The sequence below is a fragment of the Collinsella sp. SGI.033 genome (assembly GCF_050315135.1).
GTDB lineage: Bacteria > Actinomycetota > Coriobacteriia > Coriobacteriales > Coriobacteriaceae > Collinsella.
Genome location: NZ_JBNPOK010000065.1, coordinates 1 through 844 on the forward strand (window position 1 = coordinate 1; position 844 = coordinate 844).

Here is an 844-nt window from a genome sequence, read left to right on the forward strand (position 1 = left end):
TGGTGCCGGGCCCGCGACGTGCCCTTCGGGGGCGCGGGCGGCCGCGAGCCGCACCCGCGGTTCGAGACGCCCCCGGGCAGGCAGCTGCAGTTCGACTGGAAGGAGGGCATGAGGCTCGTCGACTCGGAGGGCGAGGTCTTCGAGTTCAGCGTGTTCACCGCGACGCTCGGCTACTCCCGGAAGCACCGCTTCATACCGGTCAGGAGCCGCACGCTCGACGACCTGCTGTCCTGCCTGCTCGCCACCTTCACCCGCCTCGGCGGCGTCCCGGAGGAGTGCATCACGGACAACATGTCGTGCCTGGTGACCGTCTCTGGCCGCAGGAGGACCAGGCAGGAGAGGGCGTGGCGGTTCGCGCGGGAGGCCGGCTTCGAGCTCAGGCTCTGCGCGCCGCGCTCGCCGCAGACCAAGGGCAAGGACGAGTCGGCCAACCGCTTCCTGAACCGCCTGCTCGCCTACGGCGGCGAGTTCACCGGGTGGAGCGGCCTAGTCGAGGCGGTGGCCCGGGTCGAGGCCCAGGCAAACTCTGAGCCGAACCGCACCACCGGCCTGCCGCCCGACGCGCTGTTCATGCGGGAGAAGGAGAGCCTGCGGCCCATCGGGAACCTCCGTCTCCTCGAGTCGATGGTGGGCGACGTGAGCGTCCAGACCGTCCCGCCGACCATGCTCGTCAGGGCCGCCGGCAGGGAGTGGTCCGTGCCCAGGCGCTGCATCGGCCGGCGCGTGAGCGTCGTGGCGATGCCCGGCGGCCAGGTCGTGGTGAGGATGGCCGGCGAGGAGGTCGCCGTCCACGACGCCGCGTCCGGGCCGTCGAGGCCCATCAACTACGACCCCGACCACTACG

At 71.8% G+C, this 844-nt stretch carries 1 protein-coding gene; it reads left to right on the forward strand.

All coding sequences use genetic code 11. The features are described 5' to 3' along the window. Positions 1 to 108: 108 nt before the first annotated feature. Positions 109 to 844: Mu transposase domain-containing protein (locus ACQRC0_RS08770; protein WP_427729322.1), on the forward strand; the 736-nt coding region annotated here is incomplete at its 3' end.